The following is a 17,291-nucleotide window of genomic DNA, read 5'->3' on the forward strand; positions in this document are numbered from 1 at the left end:
GGAAGTCCCGGCTCCGGGACGGTTCGGTGCCGATCCGCCGCCCCTCCTTCAAGAGGACTGCGATGGACGGCCGAGTTGTACGTCGAGATGGCCGTCGGACTTGTACGACGAATACCCACCGCCTGTGGACAACTTTCGCCGCCTCTTCTCACGGCCGGGCATGCTGGCACTCGTCGGCGGATTCACGACCGACCGCATGCCCGCACATTCGAAGATCACGGGGGATCCGAATGCATCCGATGGTGAAGCCCGCGCTCCGGCGCGGCTGGCGCGATCTGAACACCGTGCAGTTCGGAATGACACCGGCGCACGCGCTGACGCTCGCCCCGGTGGACACGGCGACGGGCAGCTTCCTCGAACTGCTCAACGGCACCCGCGGAGCGAAGCTCCTGCGCGAGGAGGGGCACCGCATGGACCTGCCGGAGGGGCATGTCGACCGGGTGGTGGAGCGACTGGCGCGGGCCGGGCTGCTGGACGACGCCACGGGCGGCGGGCCGGCCGCCGACGCCCTGCGGGAGAGGAAGGAGGCCCTCGACCGGCTCCGCCCCGACCTGGCCTCCCTGTCCCTGACCACCTCCGAACCGGGGGACGCGATCAGGCACCTGGCGGCCCGCCGTGCCCTGCGGGTGAGCGTGAGAGGTGCGGGACGGGTGGGCGCGGTGCTCGCCGGCCTGCTCTCGGGGGCGGGGATCGGCGATGTCGACGTCCGCGACGGCGGACGGGTCGAGCCGTGGGACGTCGCCCCGGGCGGGCTGCCCGCCGACTCCGTCGGCGACCGGCGGGACGAGGCCGCCCGTCGGGTGGTGCGCCGGGCCGCCCCCGACCGGCCGCCTCGACGCGGCCCGGCGACGCAGTCCGAGGCCGGCACCGCGGGCTTCTCCCTGGTGATCGTCACCCCACGCGACGACGTCGCGGTGCACACGCCGGATCCAGTCGCGGCCGAATCCCTCATGGCTTCCGGCACACCCCACCTGTATGCCGGGGTCGTGGAGGGGACGGGTGTCGTCGGCCCCCTGGTCCTGCCCGGCGAGACCGGGTGCGCGGGCTGTCTGCACGCGGAGCGCACCGACCGGGATCCGGCCTGGCCCCGCCTGGTGGCCCAGTGGCGTTCCGGCCGCCGGCCGGAGGTACGGCCGTGCGACCTCACCCTCGCGGCGACCGTCGCCGGACTCGCGGCGGCCCACACGCTCGCCTTCCTGGACGGCGGGAGCCCGTCGAGCACCGGCGTCCGCTGGGAGGTCTCGCTGCCCGGTCTGCGCTGGCAGTCCCGTCCGGTCCGGGCCCACCCCGAGTGCCCGTGCGGAGCGGCGGGGAAGGGTAAGGAGGAACACATCGCCGAGGACGGGGAGTGGCGCGCGACAATGGCGGGGCAAGGGCCGACAGCAGGAGCACGCCGTGAGGCGGCACCCGCACGGCCGGCTGCGACTTGGAGGGCTCATGTCTGATCTTCCCCGCAAGGCGGTCACCCGGACCGCCAAGCTCGCCGCGCTCCCGCTCGGCTTCGCCGGGCGGGCGACCTGGGGGCTCGGCAAGCGGATCGTGGGCGAGTCGGCGGAGCTCGTCGGCCAGCAGTTGCAGCAGCGCACCGCGGAGCAGTTGTTCAAGGTGCTGGGCGAGCTGAAGGGCGGGGCGATGAAGTTCGGGCAGGCGCTGTCCGTCTTCGAGTCGGCGCTGCCCGAGGAGGTCGCCGGGCCCTATCGGGCGGCGCTGACCAAACTCCAGGAGGCGGCACCGCCCATGCCGACGCGCACCGTGCACGCCGTGCTCGCGGAGCGCCTCGGGGAGAGCTGGCAGGATCTTTTCCTGGAGTTCGAGGACAAGCCCTCCGCGGCCGCCTCGATCGGCCAGGTGCACCGGGGGGTGTGGCACGACGGCCGCGAGGTGGCGGTCAAGGTGCAGTACCCGGGCGCGGGCGAGGCGCTGCTGTCGGACCTCAACCAGCTCAGCCGTTTCGCCCGGCTGCTCGGCCCGCTGGTCCCCGGCATGGACGTCAAGCCGCTGATCACGGAGCTGAAGGACCGGGTCTCGGAGGAGCTGGACTACGACCTGGAGGCGCAGGCCCAGCGGATCCACGCCCAGGAGTTCGCGGACGACCCGGACATCCTGGTGCCGGACGTCGTCCACCAGTGCGACCAGGTACTGATCACCGAGTGGATCGACGGCATCCCGATGTCGGAGATCATCTCGGACGGCACGCAGGAGCAGCGCGACCGCGCCGGCCAGTTGCTGGCCCACTTCCTCTTCTCCGGCCCGGCGCGCACCGGGCTCCTGCACGCCGACCCGCACCCGGGCAACTTCCGCCTGCTGCCCGGTGGCCCGGACGGTGAGGACGACTGGCGTTTGGGCGTCCTGGACTTCGGCACCGTCGACCGGCTCCCGGGAGGTCTGCCCGAGCCCATCGGGGATGCCCTGCGGATGACGCTGGACGGCGAGGCTGACGCCGTCTACGAGATGCTCTGTGCGGAGGGGTTCGTCAGGGAGTCGATAGAGCTGGACCCCGAGGCCGTCCTGGACTACCTCCTGCCGATCATCGAGCCGGCCCGGGTCGACGAGTTCACCTTCACCCGTGGCTGGATGCGGAGTCAGGCGGCCCGCATCGGCGACCCCCGCTCGCCCGCGTACCAGCTGGCCAAGCAGCTGAATCTGCCGCCGTCCTACCTTCTGATCCACCGAGTGACCTTGAGCACGATCGGGGTGCTGTGCCAGCTGGGAGCGACGGTCCGGCTGCGTGACGAGCTGGCGGACTGGCTGGTGGGCTTCGTCCCGGAAGAGGAGACGGAAGAAGAGGAAGCCGTGACCGCCGAGGACGCGTACGAGGAGTACGAGGACGAGGAGAAGGCGGCGGAGGCCTGATCCGCCCGCACCGAACGGACCGTGGGGGCCGGTCCGTTCGGACGGACCGGCCCCCACGGGCAGAGCTTCGTCTCCCGGGCCGGGAGACCACCGCTTCAGGTGTGTCGGTTACTGCATGACCGCCATGGCGAGCGCACGCCGGGCACGCATCGAGGCGCGCTCCGCCCGGCGCTGCATGCGGCGAGCGGTGGCCAGGCGCATCGCCCGGCGCTCCTGCTCCGCCTCGACCAGGCGGTCGTGCATATGCGCACGGGCCAGGGCTTCTGGGATGAGTTGCATTTCGCGGGTCCTGTTCTGACGCGAGTCCTTCGCGCCGGTGGTGGTGAAGTCTTCAGGCGCGGAGCCTGCGGTGTCGTGGGGGGACGGCTTCATCGGGGCCTGCTTCTGGGGGTCGTACGTGAGGGGGCGATCGATCGTTCCGGTGATGTTCATGCCGAAACCGGGTTCTTGCGCGGGCGACCACGGGGCCGCTTCCGGGCGACGACGACACCCTGGACGAACAGCTCGCCGCCCCAGACGCCCCAGGGCTCACGCCGCTCCTTGGCACCGGCGAGGCAGGCCTCGATCAACGGGCAGGTGCGGCAGAGGGACTTGGCGTACTCGACGTCCGCCGGCGACTCGGCGAAGAAGACCTCCGGGTCGTAGGAACGGCAGGGGACGGGCACGCCGAGGTTCTCGATGGCGTCGTCGAGCGCGGTGAGCGCGGTGAGCGGGGTCAAGGTGGAGTCCTCCGTGGAACAGGGCTTGGGGATCGTGTCGGAAGGCGGTACGGACGGGGCGTGCGCTTCGAGTTGCACGGGTGGTCTTCCTCGTCTGGTCGTTCCGGCCGGTTGGCCGGTTGGCGGCTTGGTACCGGGTTCTTTTCTTGTCCCGAGGCTCCTTCGTGCTGTCGTCCGTTCGGGGACAAACAGAAGGGCCGCGGATCCCGGGTGGGGTTCCGCGGCCCTGAAGGCGCCGGCCTGATCGACGATCAGGCTGGATCACTCCAGGGTTCTGGCCCACGGAAGGCCCACATCAGGTGGTGCTGCGTCGTCTGCTTCCGGAATCCGGCACCGGTCGCGGTAAAGGCATAGGCCTGCGCCTGTGCCGTTACAGCTGCTTCCAGTGCCTTGGTCGGTCGCTCATTGCGCTCACGGACGGGAAGGCCCGCGGGAGCAACGGAGGAGGCGGCCGGACGCACGGCACGGATGCCGGACAGACCGGTGCCCGAGTTCGGGGCGCCGAGGATGCACAGGGAGACGGCCGAGCGATCGGTCATTTTGGCGGTGAAGCCGACGTTGCTGCTGGTGTTGATGCTGATCACTGGACTCGCCTCCTCTCGGCGTCTCGGGGGACTGGGATGAACCAGTCCGTGTATATGCAAGTACAACACGGAGTCAGGGCCTTCGGGAAGGCCGCTGTTCCCGTGACCAAGAACCTATGGGGATTCCCGGGGCATGCGCAAACTATTTTCTCGACGAGTTTGTATCAGTCGTCCTCGTCCAGCCCCACTCCCTCTTGACCTGCGCAGATGGCCAGGACGTCGGCTCCGTAGCGGTTGAGCTTGCGCGCTCCCACGCCCGGGATCCGGGCCAGTTCCCGCTCGTCCTCGGGGACGGACTCGGCGATCGCCATCAGTGTCTTGTCGGTGAAGACGCAGAACGCGGGCTGCCCGCTGCGCCCCGCCTGGACCGCCCGCCACTCGCGCAGCCGCTCGTAGACGCCCTCGTCCATGTCGGACGGGCAGTCCTCGCAGCGCATCAGTTTCATCTCGCCGGCGTCGGTGAGCGTGCGCCCGCAGACACGGCAGCGGGCCGGCGTCCGCGGTGTCCGTCTCGGGACGGGTGCCGCGACGCCGCCGCCTCCGCGTCCGCGTTCGACTCCTCCGGGGCCGCCCGCCGCGGCCTGACCACCCGCCGTGCCGGAGCCGGGCCGCAGGCCCTTGAGGAAGCGGCTGGGCCGACGGCTCGGCCTGCCGCCGGGCGAGCGGGCGAGCGCCCAGGACAGGTGCAGGCGTTCACGCGCGCGGGTGACACCGACGTAGAGCAGGCGGCGCTCCTCCTCGATCTGCTCGTCGGTCTTTGCGTAGGTGATCGGCATCATTCCCTCGGCGACGCCCACCAGGAAGACGACGTCCCACTCCAGGCCCTTGGCCGAGTGCAGGGAGGCGAGGGTGACGCCCTGCACCGTGGGGGCGTGCTGGGCGCCCGCCCGCTCGTCGAGTTCCACGACCAGGTCGCTCAGCGTGACGCCCGTTCGCGCGGCGGCGAAGTCCTGGGCGAGCCCGACCAGGGCGGCCAGCGACTCCCAGCGTTCCCGGACCGCGCCCGACCCGGCCGGGGGCTCCGAGGTCCAGCCCTCCCCCGACAGCACCGCGCGCACCTGCGAGGGCAGGTCGACGACGTCGTCCAGGAGGGAGTCGTTGCCGCCGAAGCGCGCCGCCGCCCGCAGGGCGCTGTGGGCCTTGCGCACTTCAGGGCGGTCGAAGAAGCGCTCCGCGCCCCGCAACTGGTACGGGACACCGGCGTCGGCGAGAGCCTGTTCGTAGGTCTCCGACTGGGAGTTGGTCCGGAACAGGACCGCGATCTCGGCGGCGGGAACGCCCGCGTCGACGAGCTCGCGGATGCGGCGGGCCGCGCCCTCTGCCTCGGCCGGCTCGTCCGGGTACTCGGTGTAGGCGGGCTCGGGGCCGACCGGTCGCTGGGAGACCAGTTCCAACCGGTGGTCGGCGGCCCGGCCCCGGGCCTGGGCCAGCAGTCCGTTGGCGAGGTGGACCACCTGGGGGGTGGAGCGGTAGTCGCGGACCAGTTTGACGACGGTGGCACCGGGGTGCCGGACGCGGAAGTCGAGCAAGTGGTCGGGCGTTGCTCCCGTGAACGAATAGATCGTCTGGCTGGCGTCGCCGACCACGCACAGGTCGTCGCGGTCGCCGAGCCACAGCTCCAGCAGACGCTGCTGGAGCGGGCTGACGTCCTGGTACTCGTCCACCACGAAGTGCTGGTACTGGGCGCGGACCTGGTCGGCGACGTCGTGGCGGTCTTGCAGGACGGCCACCGTCAGCAGCAGCACGTCCTCGAAGTCGATGACTCCGCGACCGCGCTTGAGGTCCTCGTAGGCGGCGTAGAGCTGGGCGATCTCCGCCGGGTCGCGGGGTGTCTCGCGACCGGCCTTGGCTGCCGCGGCGGCGTAGTCGGCGGGGACGGTCTGGGTGACCTTGGACCACTCGATCTCCGCGGTGGTGTCGCGCAGCTCACCCCGGTCGAGGCGGATGCGGCAGGCGGCGGCCGCGTCGGCGACGAGCTGGATCTTGCGGTCGACGAGCCTGGGCAGGGAGCCGCCGATCGCTTTCGGCCAGAAGTACTGGAGCTGGCGCAGCGCCGCCGAGTGGAACGTGCGGGCCTGGACGCCGGAGGCGCCGAGCTGGCGCAGCCGGCCCCGCATCTCCCCCGCGGCGCGGTTGGTGAAGGTGACGGCGAGCACGCTGGTGGGCTGGAGGATCCCGGCGCGCACCCCGTACGCGATGCGGTGGGTGATCGCCCGGGTCTTGCCCGTGCCGGCGCCCGCCAGCACGCACACCGGTCCGCGCAGGGCGGTCGCCACCTCGCGCTGCTCGGGGTCGAGCCCTTCGAGCACCGCGTCGGCCGAGTCCGGTACCTGCGGGAAGAGGGTGGAGTGCGTTGCTGCTGTCACACCGCCATGCTGCCAGGTCTCGCGGGACGGGTGAGCCGGTTGTCCACAGGCACGCTCCGATAGTCGTACCAATGCGGATGTGGCGGCCTCACGGGGCGGGAATGGTGGCGCCGTCGCGGACGTTCACCTCCTGCGACCTCATCCCCGAGCCGCCGGATCCCCGAGTCGCCGAAGGAGCGCGAGAGACATGCCGGGCACTGTGACGATGTACAGCACCACGTGGTGCGGCTACTGCCGCCGGCTGAAGAGCCAGCTGGACCGCGAGGGCATCGCGTACACCGAGATCAACATCGAGCACGACCCGGACTCCGCGGCCTTCGTGGAGAAGGCCAATGGCGGAAACCAGACGGTCCCCACGGTTCAGGTGATCCCCACCAACGGTGGCACCGAGGTCGTCATGACGAACCCGAGCCTCGCCCAGGTGAAGCAGGCGCTGGGCGCCTGACCTCCGCGAGACGCAGCCCCCGACCCGGCCTCGTGCCGGTCGGGGGCTGCGGCGCTTCATGCGCCAGGCCGGCGCCCCCGAGGGTGCGCGGCATCACGTCCCCGCCGACCGCCCTCAGAACGCCGCGCGCGTCGGCAGTGGCCTGCCGTACCAGAGCTCGATGAGGCGGGCCGCGATCGAGATCCCGTAGGGCGGGAGCACCTCGCCCGACTCGAAGGCTGCGCCCAGTTCGTCGCGGGAGAACCAGCGCGCCTCGTGGATCTCGTCGCCGTCGACCTCGATCTCGGTCGACGTGGCGTGGGCCATGAAGCCGAGCATCAGGCTGGACGGGAAGGGCCAGGGCTGGCTGGCGACGTACTCGACGGGGCCGACGGTGACCCCGACCTCCTCCTGGACCTCGCGGCGCACCGACTGCTCGATGGACTCGCCGGGCTCCACGAAGCCGGCGAGCGTGGAGAAACGGCCCTCGGGCCAGTGGACCTGGCGGCCGAGCAGTATGCGGTCGTCGTCGTCCGTGACGGCCATGATCACGGCGGGGTCGGTGCGCGGGTAGTGCTCGGCGCCGCAGGCGGGGCAGCGGCGGATGTGGCCGGCCGCGGCGATGACCGTGCGCTCGCCGCACCGGGAGCAGAACCGGTGCAGGCGCTGCCAGTTCTCCAGGGCGACCGCGTGGACCATCAGGCCCGCGTCACGGGGGGCCAGGAGCAGGCCCGCCTCCCGCAGGCCCGCCGGGCGCGCCGACTGGTCCATGCGGCCGGGCAGCGAGTCCTTCTGGAGGGCGAAGTAGCTGACCCCGTCCTCGTCGGTGCCCAGGAAGTAGCGGTGCGCCTCGGTGAGCGGGGCCTCGAAGGAGGGGGTCATGACGAGCTCGGTGCGCCCGTCGGGCGTCTCGTCGATGAGTGCCTGGCCGCCGGAGACCACGAAGCAGCGCGTCGAGGGGTGGCTCCACGCCGCCGCGAGCCAGGCCTCGTCGAGGCGGTGGTGGGCGGCGCGGTCGATGCCGCTCGGCGCGGTGAGCGAGATGGGACGGTCGGCGGTGCGGTCGGTCCAGGTGGTCACGGGTGCTTCCAACTCCCCCGGTGAGCGGTTCGGTTCGGCAGGCGGGTTCGGCGGGTCGTAGTGCGGCGGGGCGCTCAGGGTGCGTGGCGCCAGTGCTCCCCCAGGTCGCTCCACAGGTGGGCGGCGGTCTCCACGCCCTTCAGCAGCAGGTCCAGCTCCACCTTCTCGTCGGGTGCGTGCCAGCCGTCGGACGGGACGGAGATGCCGAGGAACAGCACCGGGGTGCCGAGCACCTCCTGGAGGTCGGCGGCGGGTCCGGAGCCGCCCTCCCGCGTGTAGCGGACCGGTTTCCCGAAGGCCAGGCCCATCGCGCGGGCCACCGACCGCAGCGCCGGGTGGTCGAGCGGCGTCAGGCACGGGCGGGTGGCCGGGGCGAAGTCGATCTCGCAGCGGATCCCGGCGGGGACCTGTTCGGCGACCCACGCGCGGACGGCCTTCTCGACGTGCTCCGGTTCCTGGCCCGCGACCAGCCGGAAGGAGAGCTTCACCATGGCGGACGACGGGATGATCGTCTTGCTGCCCGGGCCCTGGTAGCCGCCGCCGATGCCGTTGACCTCGGCGGTGGGGCGGGCCCAGACCCGCTCCAGCGTGGTGTGGCCGGCCTCGCCGTGGGCGGCGTACGACCTGGCCGTCTCCAGCCACCGCCGCTCGTCGAAGGGCAGCTCGGCGAAGAGGCCGCGTTCCTCGTCGGTGAGTTCGATCACGCCGTCGTAGAAGCCGGGGATCGTCACGCGCGCGTGCTCGTCGTGCAGGGCCGCCACCAGGCGGGCGATCGCGGTGGCGGGGTTGGGGACCGCGCCGCCGAAGGAGCCCGAGTGGATGTCCTGGTCGGGGCCGTGCAGCCGGATCTCGCATTCCGCGAGGCCACGCATGCCGGTGCACACCGTGGGGGTGTCCTCGGACCACATACCGGTGTCGGAGACGATCACCGCGTCGGCGGCGAGCCGGTCGGCGTGCTCCTCCACCAGGGCGCGGAAGTGCGGGGAGCCGGACTCCTCCTCGCCCTCGACGAGCAGCTTGAGGTTGACCGCGGGGGTGGTGCGGCCGGTGGCGGCCAGGTGGGCACGGACACCGAGTGTGTGGAAGAACACCTGCCCCTTGTCGTCCGCCGCCCCGCGCGCGTGGAGGCGGTTCTCGCGGACGACCGGTTCGAAGGGGTCGCTGCTCCAGCCGTCCTCGCGGGCGGCGGGCTGCACGTCGTGGTGGCCGTAGACGAGGATCGTCGGTGCCTGGGGGTCTTCGGAGAGCCACTCGGCGAAGACGGCGGGAGCGCCGGGGGTGGGCCAGACCTCGGCGGTCCCGAAGCCGGTCTCCTTCAGCTTGGCGGCGAGCCAGTCGGCGCTGCGGCGCACATCGGTCGCGTGGTCGGGCTGCGCGGACACCGACGGGATGCGCAGCCAGTCGACGAGGTCGTCGAGGAAGGCGGCACGGTGCTGCTCGATGTACGTACGGACAGCGCTGACAGCATTGTCAACGGGGTGGCTCATACTCACGAGCCTATCGGCCCGCACGGACACCCCGATCGTGCGGTTCGTCACCGACCGGTTCGGCCAGCAGCAGGTTCTCCAGCGCGGCGCGGTCCGGCAGCCGGTCGGGCCGGACGACCTCCCCGGTGCGTACGTAGAGGAAGGCGGCCGTCACCGACTCCAGCGGTACGCGCTGCTGCTCGGCCCAGGCGAGGCGGTAGAGCGCGAGCTGGAGCGGGTCCGCGGTGCGGGATCGGCTCGTCTTCCAGTCGACGATCTCGTACGTCGCCGTGGTGCCGTCGCCCTCCTTGTAGACGGCGTCGATACGGCCGCGCACGACCCGGCCGGCGAGCGTGAGCTGGAACGGCGCCTCGACGCGGTGGGGGGTGCGGCGGGCGTACTCGGTCCGCTCGAAGGCCTCCTTGAGGAACTCCAGGTCCTGCTCGTCGGCGATCTCGGCGTCGTCGCCGGGCAGTTCCCCGGGTTCCAGCAGGGGGAGCGTCAGCGGTTCGAAGCGTGCCTCGACCCAGGCGTGGAAACGGGTGCCGCGGCGGGCGGCGGGCCGTGGCGGGCGGGGCATGGGGCGGGCCAGCTCCTGTGCGAAGCCGTCCGGGTCGGCAGCAAGGTCCAGCAGCTGGGAGGCGGTCAGCGACGCCGGGAGCGGTACCTCAGTGACGCTCTCGCGGGCGCGCAGCAGTTCGCCGGTGAGGGCGTCGAGGTCGCGGTCCCAGGAGGCGACGGTGCGGGACTCCTCGGGGGTGAGGCGGGCTGGGGCGTCCTGCGCGGGGCCGTGCCCGCCGGATGCGGGTCGGGGCAGGTCGGCCCCGACGGGCTGGCCCGGAGCGGTCGCCTGGTGCGGGACGGTGGGGCGGTCCGTGGTCCAGGAGTCCCAGTCGTCGGCCGGGTCCTCGGCCCCGGCGGGATCCGCTTCCTCCAGGGGTGGCTCTTCGTCCTCGGGGGGCGGCGGCCAGTCGGGGTCGGCGTAGGTGTCCGGGTCGTGCGGGGCGGTGTCCTCCTGGGTGGCGAGGCGGTCCAGGTGGGCGAGGACGGTCTCGGCGGCGGCCCGGCGCCGGGCGAGGGCCTCGTCGTCCAGGGGCAGCGGCCAGACCTGGTCGGCGTTGGCCCGGTGCAGGGCCGGGTTCTCCTCGTCCTCGGCGGGTTCGTCCGCCCAGGCCTCGATCTCGCCGTGCCCGGCCGCGCAGTGCTCGTACAGGGCCGTGAGGAAGCCGGACGGCCCCCGGGGCTTCTTCTGGCTGGGTCCCCACCAGTGGCCGGAGCCGAGCAGCAGGGAGCGGGGGCGGGTGAAGGTGACGTAGCCGAGGCGGAGTTCCTCGGTGTGCTGATGCTCCTTCATGGCCTCGTGGAAGGCCTTCAGGCCGCGGGAGTCCCAGGACTCGACGTCGGGCAGGGTGTCGGAGTCGCCGCGCAGCCCGTGCGGGAGCACCTTGCCCTGTGCGGTCCACTTCTCGCGGCCCCGGCCGCTGGGGAAGGTGCCCGTGACCAGGCCGGGTACGGCGACCACGTCCCACTCCAGGCCCTTGGACCGGTGGGCGGTGAGCACCTTGACGGTGTTCTCGCCGCCGGGCAGGGCGTTGTCGAGGCCCTTCTCGTACTGGGCGGCGGTGCGCAGGAAACCGAGGAAGGCGAGCAGGGTGGCCTCGCCGTCGCCCGCGGCGAAGGAGGCGGCGACGTCCAGGAAGTTCGACAGGGTCTCTCGGCGGCGGGCGGCCAGGGCGTGCGGGGACGCCGACAGCTCGACCTCCAGGCCGGTGACGGCGAGGACGCGGTGCAGCACGTCCATGAGGGGGTCGGACAGGGCCCGGCGCAGTTCCCGCAGCTCGGTGGCGAGCCGGGCGAACCGCACGCGCGCGTCCGGTGAGAAGGGCAGCCCGTCGTCGTCCCCGGTGCCGTCCAGCGGCGTCTCCAGGAAGGTGTCGAGCGCGTCGGCGAGCGATATCACCTCGGAGGGGTCGACTCCTTCGACGGCCTCGGCGAGCCTCCGGTCGGGGTCGTCGTCGCCGTCGACGCGCGCGTGGCTCACCAGACGCCGTGCGCGGCGGCCGAGGAGGGCGAGGTCTCGCGGGCCGACGCGCCAGCGGGGGCCGGTGAGCAGCCGTACCAGGGAGGCGTTGGCTCCCGGGTCCTGGAGTACTTCGCAGACGGCGACCAGGTCGGCCACCTCGGGCAGGTGCAGCAGTCCGGAGAGGCCCACGACCTCGACGGGGACGTCCCGGGCCACCAGCGCGCCCTGGATCTCGGCGAAGTCGGTCGCGGTACGGCACAGGACGGCGATCTCCCCGGGCGCCTGCCCGGTGCGCACGAGGTGGGCGACGGAGTCGGCGATCCAGTCGATCTCCTCGGCGTGGGTGCGCAGCAGGGCGCAGCGGACGATGCCGTCCCGTTCGGCGCCGGGTGCGGGGCGCAGGGCCTCCACGCCCGCGTGCATGGCGCGCAGGGGCTCGGCGAGGCCGTTGGCCAGGTCGAGGAGTCTGCCGCCGCTGCGGCGGTTCTCGCTGAGCGCGTGCCGGGCGGCGGGGCGGCCGTCGGCGTCCTCGAAGTGGGCGGGGAAGTCGTCGAGGTTGGCCACGGAGGCGCCGCGCCAGCCGTAGATCGCCTGGCAGGGGTCGCCGACGGCGGTGACCGGGTGGCCGGTGCCGCCGCCGAACAGGCCCGCCAGGAGGACGCGCTGGGCCACCGAGGTGTCCTGGTACTCGTCGAGCAGTACGACCCGGAACTCGTCGCGCAGGACGCGGCCCACCTCCGGGAGCCCGGCGAGCCGCGCGGAGAGGGCGATCTGGTCGCCGAAGTCCAACAGGTCCCGTTCGCGTTTGGCGGCGCGGTAGCGGATCACCAGGCCGGCCAGTTCGCGCCGCGCGGCCGCGGCCTCGGGGACGTTGCGCAGCTCGGCGTTGCTGAGCCGGACCCCTTCGAGGGAGTCCAGGAGTCCGGTGTCCCAGGTGAGCAGTTCCTCGGGGCGTACGAGGTGCTCGGCGAGTTCGGAGTCGAGGTCGAGGAGGTCGCCGACCAGGTCGGGGAAGGAACGGGTGAGGGCCGGGTAGGGGCCGGGGGCCTCACGCAGCACCCGCGCGGCGAGCTGGTAGCGGGTGGCGTCGGCCAGGAGCCGGGAGGTCGGCTCCAGTCCGAGCCGCAGGCCGTGGTCGGTCAGGAGGCGGCCCCCGAAGGCGTGGTACGTCGAGATCACGGGCTCGCCCGGCGGGTGGTCCGGGTCGATCACGTCCGGGTCGGTGACGCCCGCGCGGATCAGGGCCTTGCGGACCCGCTCGGCGAGTTCACCGGCCGCCTTGTTGGTGAAGGTGAGGCCGAGGACCTGCTCCGGGGCGACCTGGCCGGTGCCGACCAGCCACACCACGCGCGCCGCCATGACCGTGGTCTTCCCCGACCCGGCTCCGGCCACGATCACCTGCGGGGCGGGCGGCGCGACGATGCAGGCCGTCTGCTCCGGGGTGAAGGGGATCCCGAGGAGCTCCTTGAGCTGATCGGGATCGGTGAGATGGGCAGGCACGTCAGAGAGGCTAGCGGCGGCCACCGACAGCCGGTGCCGGACGGCCCGAGGAGCCGGCGGAAGCGCTGGTCAGCACCTGTGGTGCGGCTCGTCACACCGGTCGCGGCGGGGCTCAGCGGCGCCCGCGCCCGCCCCGTCTACTCCACGACGTGCCGTCCCTCGGGCCGCGCGCTGCACGACGCGCGGAAGGCGCAGTGCGTGCAGTGCTGGCCGGCGGTCGGGGTGAAGCGTTCGTCGAGGACCTTGCCGGCGGCCGTGGCCAGCAGGTCGCCGACCCACTCGCCCGCCGCTCCCTCCGGCGACTCCTGCGCCTGCACCTTGGGCAGGGTCTCGCCGCCGTCCCGCCCGGCCGCGCCCTGACGGAGCTGGACGAGTTCGGCTCCGCCCGGTTCGGGGCGTACGCCGTCGAATGCCTCGTCGACGGCGCCCTCGCGGACCGCGAGCTGGTAGACGGCGAGCTGCGGGTGGTGGGCCACCTCGGCCGCGGTGGGCGCCTGCTTGCCGGTCTTGAAGTCGACGACGTAGGCGCGGCCGTCGCCGTCCCTCTCGACACGGTCCATCTGGCCGCGGATGCGCACCTCGTACTCGCCCGCCTCCAGGGTCACGTCGAAGTCGTGCTCGCTGGCCACCGGCGTACGTCCGGCGCGGTCCATGACGTGCCACTTCAGGAAGCGTTCGAGCGCCACGCGCGCGTTGGCCTTCTCCTGCGCGGACTTCCACGGCGCGTCGAAGGCGAGCGCGTTCCACACGGAGTCGAGGCGTTCCATGAGGACGGCGAGGTCGGCCGGGGTGCGCCCGGAGGCCACCTCGTCGGCCAGGACGTGCACGACGTTGCCGAAGCCCTGGGCGGCCGTGGCGGGCGCGTCCGCCTTGACCTCGCGGCCCAGGAACCACTGCAGGGCGCACGTGTTGGCCAACTGGTCCAGGGCGCTGCCGGAGAGCGTGACGGGGTGGTCCCGGTCGCGCAACGGCACCTTGCTCTCGGTCGGGTCCCACATGCCCCACCAGCGGTACGGGTGGGCGGACGGCACCAGCGGGCGGCCGTCCTCGTCGGCGAGGGCGGCCAGCCGGGCCAGGCGGCGGGCGGCGGCCTCCCTGAGGGGGTCGGAGACGCGGGGGTCGACGGTGGTGGCCCTCAGCTCGGCGACCAGCGCCGCGACGGCGAGGGGGCGGCGCGGGCGGCCCGTGACGTCGGTGGGTTCGACGCCGAGTTCGGACAGGAACCGGGAAGGCTGGTCGCCGTCGTCGGCCGGTGCCTTCACCGCCGTCACGACGAGGCGTTCACGCGCGCGCGTGGCGGCCACGTAGAACAGGCGCCGTTCCTCCGCGAGCAGCGCTCCGGGTGTCAGCGGTTCGGCGAGACCGTCGCGGCCGATCCGGTCGGCCTCCAGCAGGGAGCCGCGGCGCCGCAGGTCCGGCCAGAGCCCCTCCTGGACGCCCGCGACGACGACCAGCCGCCACTCCAGCCCCTTCGAGCGGTGCGCGGTCATCAGGCGGACGGCGTCGGGGCGTACGGCACGCCGCGTGAGGGTGTCGGCGGCGATGTCCTCGGCGTCGATCTCCTCCAGGAAGTTCAGGGCGCCCCGGCCACCGGTGCGCTCCTCCGCGCGTGCGGCCGTCGCGAACAGCGCGCACACGGCGTCGAGATCGCGGTCGGCATTGCGTCCGGCGGCGCCGCCGCGCCGGGCGGAGCGTTCCAGACGGGTCGGCCACGGGGTGCCGTCCCACAGGTCCCACAGAGCCTCCTCGGCGCTGCCGCCGTCCGCCAGGCGCGCGCGGGCCTGGCGGAGCAACGCGCCGAGACGCTGCGCCCCGCGCGCGTAGGCGGGGTCGTGGACCGCCAGCCGCTCGGGCTCGGCCAGCGCACGCGCGAGCAGTTCGTCCGAAGGCGCGGGCAGCGCGTTGCCGGCGGCCCGCTCCTCGTCGCGCAGGGCGCGGCCCAGGCGGCGCAGGTCGGCCGCGTCCATGGCGGCGAGGGGGGAGGTGAGAAGGGTGAGGGCGGTCTCGGTGGGCAGCCAGCAGGGGGCCGCAGCCTCGGCGCCCGGTCCTGTCTCCGTCTCATGGGCGCCGTCCGCCACGGCACCGGCTTCGGCACCGACCGCGTGCCGGGGCTGCGCCGCACCCATGCCCGCCTCCGCCACCGCCGCCGCCCGCAGCGCCGTCAGCAAGGGTGCCACCGCGGGCTCGTGGCGCAGGGGAAGGTCGTCGCCGTCGATGTCCAGCGGGACCCCGGCCGCGGTGAGGGCCCGGCGCATCGTGGGGATGGTGCGTGAGCCGGCGCGCACCAGGACGGCCATGTCGCCCCAGGGGACGCCGTCCTCCAGGTGGGCCCGGCGCAGGATGTCGGCGACGTTGTCCAGTTCGGTGCCGGATGTCGGGTACGTGTACACCTCGACGCGCCCCCCGTCCCGCACCGGGGCCAGCTCCCGGTGGGCTCGGACCTTGGCGGCGGGCAGGCGGGTCAACGGCATCCGCTGGGTCAGCAGACGGGTACCGGCCAGCAGGGCCGCACCGGAGCGCCGCGAGGTCCGCAGCACCTCGACCGGCGCCGGGCGGCCGTCCGCGCGCGGGAAGGCGCCCGGGAAGTCCAGGATGCCGTTCACGTCCGCGCCCCGGAAGGCGTAGATCGACTGGTCGGGGTCGCCGAAGGCGACGAGGGTGCGCCCGCCGCCGGCCAGGGCGTGAAGCAGCCGCACCTGGGCCGGGTCGGTGTCCTGGTACTCGTCGACGTAGACCGCGTCGTACTGACCCGCGAGGTGTGCGGCGACCTCGGGGCGGCGGGCGAGGAGCACCGCGCGGTGGACGAGTTCCGCGTAGTCGAGCACGCCGTGGAGGTCGAGCACGTCGAGGTACTCGGCGAGGAAGACGGCGGCGGCCCGCCAGTCGGGGCGGCCGATGCGCCGCGCGAAGTCTCCGAGCGCCTCCGGGCCGAGACCGAGTTCCCGGCTGCGGGCGAGCACCGCGCGGACCTCGTCGGCGAAGCCGCGGGTGGTCAGGCAGGCGCGCAGCTCGTCGGGCCAGCGCACGTGGGCCAGTCCGAGCCGCTCCAGGTCGACCTGCCCGGCGAGCAGCTCGCGCACCGTGACGTCCTGCTCCGGGCCGGACAGCAGGCGCAGGGGCTCCACGAACAGGTCGCTGTCCTGGTGGGCGCGGACCAGGGCGTAACCGAAGGAGTGAAAGGTGGTCGCCCGCGGGGCGCGGGCGGCGCCCATGCGCAAGGCCATGCGGTCGCGCAGTTCGACGGCGGCCTTGCGGCTGAAGGTCAGCACCAGGATGCGCTCGGGGTCGCCGCCCTTGGCGATCCGGTCCGCCACGGACTCGACGAGCGTGGTGGTCTTGCCGGTGCCCGGACCCGCGAGGACGAGCAGCGGCCCGGCGGCGTGGTCAACCACGGCACGCTGTGCGGCGTCCAGACGAGGGGGGTCGGTTCGCGCCGGAGGGGTACGCACCAGCCGGTAAGCGCCGCGGCTCCCCCGTCGCACCTGGGGGTGCGACGGGTGTCCGGTGGAGGAAGAGGAGCTCACGTGGTTCGCCGGTCCTGGTGGGTGTGCTGGTGGGCCGTCCGCGTCGCGCGCACGGCGGTGACCGCGGGATGAGGGGGACGCGTGCGGCCGACGCTACGCCGACGGACGAGGTGGAAGCAGAGCTTCCTCTTCTTCCCTCTCTTCCCCCGGGTCACTCGCGACGCGCGTGTCCCCCGCCCCACGAACGTACGTCATGCCACAGACATGCCCGGTGTGCCCCGTTTCCCTCATCCGGATCACAGGTCACACGCCGACCGCTCTCATGGCGGAAGCTGTCAGGTGTGACCCTGCGCACGTCCGCCGCCGTCCCACCGCGCCCGCTTCAGGTCGAGGCGCGGCAGATGGCCCTCCGCGGCCCTGCTCGCCTCCTTCAGGGGCGTGCCCTCGTCCCGGTAGCGGTCGAGGGCCTCCAGCTCGTGCCCGGCGAGCAGCGCCCCGTCCGCGCGGACGACACGCCACCAGGGGACGCCTCCCCCGTAGAGGGACATCACGCGGCCGACTTGACGGGGTCCCCCCTCCTCCAGGTACTCGGCGACGTCCCCGTACGTCATGACGCGGCCCGGCGGGATCAGTTCGGTCACGTCGAGGACACGCTCGGCGTACTCGGGCAGCGCGTCCGCGTGCTCCGCGCGGGCGCCGTCCGGAAGGCTCTGCTCGCTCATCCGCCCCATCCTGCCGCACCCCTGCGACAACGCGACGCGCTCCCGAGGGTGCGATTCCCTCGCCCGGACGCGGCGCTTCGGGCAGACTGT

General features: G+C 73.2%; 12 protein-coding genes. 3 read left to right on the top strand and 9 right to left on the bottom strand.

The genetic code is table 11. From position 1 onward, the window contains the following. The first annotated feature begins 230 nt into the window (after positions 1-230). Both ACZ67M_RS12735 and ACZ67M_RS12740 read left to right on the top strand, forming a co-directional pair. Entirely contained in the window at positions 231-1,445 is a 1,215-nt protein-coding gene (locus tag ACZ67M_RS12735; protein WP_469850839.1) for a TOMM precursor leader peptide-binding protein, read from the top strand. Beyond that, positions 1,438-2,853, top strand: a complete 1,416-nt coding sequence (locus ACZ67M_RS12740) for an ABC1 kinase family protein (RefSeq protein ID WP_469850841.1) — start codon at positions 1,438-1,440, stop codon at positions 2,851-2,853. The genes ACZ67M_RS12735 and ACZ67M_RS12740 overlap by 8 nt, the downstream gene beginning before the upstream one ends. 108 nt (positions 2,854-2,961) lie before the next feature. On the opposite strand, the gene ACZ67M_RS12745 is transcribed toward ACZ67M_RS12740, so the two are convergent. From ACZ67M_RS12745 to ACZ67M_RS12760, 4 genes are all read right to left on the bottom strand, one after another. Next, positions 2,962-3,285 (bottom strand): hypothetical protein, encoded by a 324-nt coding sequence (locus ACZ67M_RS12745; protein ID WP_122616116.1) that lies wholly within the window; start codon positions 3,283-3,285, stop codon positions 2,962-2,964. Beyond that, complete coding sequence (locus ACZ67M_RS12750; RefSeq protein WP_003973786.1) at positions 3,282-3,650, bottom strand: WhiB family transcriptional regulator; 369 nt, start codon at positions 3,648-3,650, stop codon at positions 3,282-3,284. The genes ACZ67M_RS12745 and ACZ67M_RS12750 overlap by 4 nt, the downstream gene beginning before the upstream one ends. A 173-nt stretch (positions 3,651-3,823) precedes the next feature. Further along, complete coding sequence (locus ACZ67M_RS12755) at positions 3,824-4,156, bottom strand: hypothetical protein (RefSeq protein ID WP_361351950.1); 333 nt, start codon at positions 4,154-4,156, stop codon at positions 3,824-3,826. 164 nt (positions 4,157-4,320) lie between these two features. Next, a complete protein-coding gene (locus ACZ67M_RS12760) occupies positions 4,321-6,522 on the bottom strand; it encodes an ATP-dependent DNA helicase UvrD2 (RefSeq protein WP_469850844.1) in 2,202 nt (733 codons plus the stop codon). A 187-nt stretch (positions 6,523-6,709) separates the two neighbouring features. Here ACZ67M_RS12760 and ACZ67M_RS12765 point away from each other — a divergent pair, with 187 nt between their 5' ends. Beyond that, a complete protein-coding gene (locus ACZ67M_RS12765) occupies positions 6,710-6,967 on the top strand; it encodes a mycoredoxin (RefSeq protein ID WP_361351956.1) in 258 nt (85 codons plus the stop codon). A 114-nt stretch (positions 6,968-7,081) separates the two neighbouring features. On the opposite strand, the gene nudC is transcribed toward ACZ67M_RS12765, so the two are convergent. The 5 genes from nudC to ACZ67M_RS12790 all read right to left on the bottom strand — a co-directional run bounded on the left by nudC (position 7,082) and on the right by ACZ67M_RS12790 (position 17,201). Continuing rightward, a complete protein-coding gene (gene nudC, locus ACZ67M_RS12770) occupies positions 7,082-8,026 on the bottom strand; it encodes an NAD(+) diphosphatase (RefSeq protein WP_361351959.1) in 945 nt (314 codons plus the stop codon). Positions 8,027-8,100: 74 nt separating this feature from the next. After that, the gene (locus ACZ67M_RS12775) at positions 8,101-9,513 is read right to left on the bottom strand and encodes a dipeptidase (protein ID WP_361351962.1); all 1,413 of its coding nucleotides are present in this window, start codon (positions 9,511-9,513) and stop codon (positions 8,101-8,103) included. A gap of 10 nt (positions 9,514-9,523) precedes the next feature. Then, positions 9,524-13,015, bottom strand: coding sequence for a UvrD-helicase domain-containing protein (locus ACZ67M_RS12780; protein WP_469850846.1), 3,492 nt, complete (start codon positions 13,013-13,015; stop codon positions 9,524-9,526). Positions 13,016-13,152: 137 nt separating this feature from the next. Next, a complete protein-coding gene (locus ACZ67M_RS12785) occupies positions 13,153-16,539 on the bottom strand; it encodes an ATP-dependent helicase (protein ID WP_469850848.1) in 3,387 nt (1,128 codons plus the stop codon). A gap of 275 nt (positions 16,540-16,814) precedes the next feature. After that, a complete protein-coding gene (locus ACZ67M_RS12790) occupies positions 16,815-17,201 on the bottom strand; it encodes an MGMT family protein (RefSeq protein ID WP_275942212.1) in 387 nt (128 codons plus the stop codon). Positions 17,202-17,291 lie beyond the last annotated feature (90 nt).

The sequence above is a fragment of the Streptomyces sp. NPDC107500 genome (assembly GCF_055582785.1).

Coding starts and splice junctions, on each gene's coding strand:
- ACZ67M_RS12735 (WP_469850839.1), top strand. CDS start 231: ATGCATCCGATGGTGAAGCCCGCGCTCCGGCGCGGCTGGCGCGATCTG.
- ACZ67M_RS12740 (WP_469850841.1), top strand. CDS start 1,438: ATGTCTGATCTTCCCCGCAAGGCGGTCACCCGGACCGCCAAGCTCGCC.
- ACZ67M_RS12745 (WP_122616116.1), bottom strand. CDS start 3,285: ATGAACATCACCGGAACGATCGATCGCCCCCTCACGTACGACCCCCAG.
- ACZ67M_RS12765 (WP_361351956.1), top strand. CDS start 6,710: ATGCCGGGCACTGTGACGATGTACAGCACCACGTGGTGCGGCTACTGC.
- ACZ67M_RS12775 (WP_361351962.1), bottom strand. CDS start 9,513: ATGAGCCACCCCGTTGACAATGCTGTCAGCGCTGTCCGTACGTACATC.
- ACZ67M_RS12790 (WP_275942212.1), bottom strand. CDS start 17,201: ATGAGCGAGCAGAGCCTTCCGGACGGCGCCCGCGCGGAGCACGCGGAC.